The organism is Candidatus Bartonella washoeensis Sb944nv, assembly GCF_000278135.1.
Lineage (GTDB): Bacteria > Pseudomonadota > Alphaproteobacteria > Rhizobiales > Rhizobiaceae > Bartonella > Bartonella washoeensis.
The window spans coordinates 1-3243 of record NZ_JH725029.1; the positions used below are offsets into that span (position 1 = coordinate 1).

The 3243-nt window shown below is 44.4% G+C and carries 2 protein-coding genes; both read left to right on the forward strand.

Features of this window, described 5'->3' with window-relative positions; genetic code table 11:
- Positions 1-78, forward strand: a 78-nt coding sequence (locus tag MCQ_RS09760) for a DNA gyrase inhibitor YacG (protein ID WP_006924787.1), incomplete at its 5' end; no start/stop codon positions are given.
- A gap of 891 nt (positions 79-969) precedes the next feature.
- Positions 970-3243, forward strand: a 2274-nt coding sequence (locus MCQ_RS08485) for an AAA family ATPase (protein ID WP_006924791.1), incomplete at its 3' end; no start/stop codon positions are given.

Here is a 3243-nt window from a genome sequence, read left to right on the forward strand (position 1 = left end):
GCAATTGATCTGAATCGGTGGCTTTCAGGTGCTTATATCTTACCGCCGCCGCCACAAAAAACTGATGAAGAAGAATAAAAGACGGTCAGGTGTTCCTTTAAGAGTGTTAGAAACTAAGGCTTTGGGGTGAGGAGGACTTTGGTTATTTGGATTTAGGAGAGGATGTGAGTTTAAGCTTTGGAAGTATCGGGTGTTTGCTAGCAAGCCGGCACCATTCTATTTTCTAGCGTTTAATGTTGTAACTGCTCTTGCCTTGAGAGAGTTTATAACAGGTATTTTTCTTTCTTTCTTCAATGGTTGTTATCTATATGCCAATCACCCTTGTTTTTTTGATGTGTAAAGGAATGGTTATAAACAGGTTTCAAGTAAGGTAATAAATATCTTTATAAATCAATCGTTTATGCCATAAGGAAAATATGTGTTTAAGTTGAAGGTGTTCTGAGTGTTTGAGAACATCGAAGGCTTTAGTGTTTGAATTGGGGGCTTGGCATTTTGAGCCAAGGAGAAACCCGAATGTTTGGGTTGAGGGACTGGGGGGTGTTGAGGGAGTTACGCGTGTTGGATGCGAGCGACTTGTTTTAAAGCTTGCGAGAAAATTGAGCATTGAGAGCGAGGGATTAAAAACTAGACTGTTGTTGCTCTTTTTGTGAACGATATTTTCTCTTCTTTTTGCAAAGGTTTTCCATGTTAACATTTTTCGCCTCTGTAGAGGGGATGTTTGTGCTATAATCCTTTTGGCTATGCTTTTCTTGCTGTCGTTTTCTGATAATTTCTCCCTCTTTGCAGTCTTTTCCCTCTTGTTATAGAGGGGATGAAAACCCATATTTCTTTTAGCACTACGGTTATTCTTCATGTTGTGTCGTTTGCGCTGTTTGGTGTGGTTTGGTCGTTCCTTTCGGGATGCCTCTTTTGTGGAAAATGCTGGGGGGAGCTAAAGTGCAGTGATGTGGCTTAAGATAAGGAAAAAAAATGAACCTGGAAAAATATAGTGAACGGTTGCAAGGTTTTTTACAATCAGCACAAAATAGTGCCCTTTCTTCCGATCATCAACAATTTATGCCTGAGCATTTGTTAAAAGTGCTGTTAGATGATTCTCAAGGATTGGCTGCATCGCTGATCCAAAAAGCCGGTGGTGATCTCTCTCTTATTCGAAAGGCTCTCAAGGAAGCACTCGATGCTCTGCCGAAGGTGCAAGGCGGAAATGGACAACTCTATCTATCGCAGCCTTTGGCAAAAATCTTTAGCATGGCAGAAGATCTCGCGAAAAAAGCCGGCGATCAGTTTGTTACCGTGGAGCGTGTGTTGCAAGCGCTTATCATGGAAAAGTCCGCAAAAACAGCTGATATTTTAACAAATGGAGGGTTGACAGCACAGGCACTTCATCAGGCTATTAATGCGCTGCGGAAGGGAAAAACAGCAACAAGCCCGCATGCCGAAAGCCAATATGAAGCACTGCAAAAATATGCGCGTGATTTGACAAAAGATGCGCGCGAAGGAAAACTTGATCCTGTGATTGGTCGTGAAGAGGAAATCCGCCGTACCATTCAGGTTCTCTCACGTCGTACCAAAAATAATCCTGTTTTGATTGGTGAACCTGGAGTGGGTAAAACCGCAATTGTTGAAGGTTTGGCACTGCGTATTGTTAATGGTGATGTGCCCGAAACTTTGCGCGATAAACAACTCCATGCACTCGATATGGGGGCGCTGATTGCGGGAGCAAAATATCGTGGCGAATTTGAAGAACGTCTCAAAGCTGTGCTGGCAGAAGTGCAAGCTGAAAATGGTCAAATTATTCTGTTTATCGATGAATTGCATAATCTTGTCGGAGCTGGAAAATCTGATGGTCCTATGGATGCCTCTAACCTCTTAAAACCCGCTCTCGCACGTGGTGAACTCCATTGTGTGGGGGCTACCACGCTCGACGAATATCGAAAATATGTTGAAAAAGATGCTGCTCTGGCACGTCGTTTCCAGCCCGTTTTTGTGCCTGAGCCAACGCTTGAGGATACTATCTCTATCTTGCGCGGTATTAAAGAAAAATACGAACAGCACCACAAAGTGCGCTTGGCAGACAGTGCTTTGATTGCGGCTGCGCGTTTGTCTAACCGCTATATTACCGATCGTTTCTTGCCTGACAAAGCCATTGATCTTATCGATGAAGCTGCCGCACGCTTGCGGATGCAGGTCGATTCAAAACCGGAAGAACTCGATGCTATTGATCGGCGAATCTTGCAGTTGAAAATCGAACGCGAAGCTTTGAAAACAGACATTGAGCCAACAGCAAAAGAGCGTTTGCAAACTGTGCAAGAAGAACTCAAAATATTGGAACAACAGTCGAGCGAAATGACAACTGCTTGGCAAGCGGAAAAGCAAAAATTGGGTCATGCTGCTGATTTGAAAAAACAACTCGAAGAAGCACGCAATGCTTTGGCTATTGCCCAACGTGATGGACAATTTCAACGCGCTGGAGAATTGGCCTATAGTGTTATCCCTGAACTCGAAAAACAACTCAGTGTTGCCGAAAATGATGACCAACAAAATCATTTGGTTGAAGAAACCGTTACTGCTGAACATGTGGCACGTATCGTTTCAAGGTGGACTGGTATTCCTGTTGATCGGATGCTCGAGGCAGAGCGGGAATCCCTGTTGCGGATGGAAGATGAAATTAGCACCCGTGTTATTGGGCAGGGCGAAGCGGTTCAAGCTGTTGCCCGCGCTGTGCGGCGTGCACGTGCTGGACTCCAAGATCCCAATCGCCCGCTTGGGTCCTTCATGTTCTTAGGTCCGACGGGGGTGGGGAAAACTGAATTAACCAAAGCTCTGGCGGCTTTTCTTTTCCAAGATCCCAATGCAATGCTGCGCATTGATATGTCTGAATATATGGAAAAACATGCTGGTGCACGGCTGATTGGCGCACCGCCAGGATATGTCGGATATGAAGAAGGTGGTGTGCTGACTGAGGCTATTCGTAGAAGACCCTATCAGGTTGTTTTATTCGACGAAATTGAAAAAGCTCATCCTGATATTTTTAATCTCTTGTTGCAAGTGTTGGATGAGGGACGATTGACCGATAGTCAAGGACGTACTGTCGATTTTCGCAATACCCTCCTCATTATGACTTCAAATCTTGGTGCTGAGTTTTTAACCGCGCTGCCTGAGGGACAAACAACCGATCAGGCAAAAAATGATGTCATGAATGTTGTGAAAGCAGCTTTCCGTCCTGAATTTTTAAACCGTATTGAT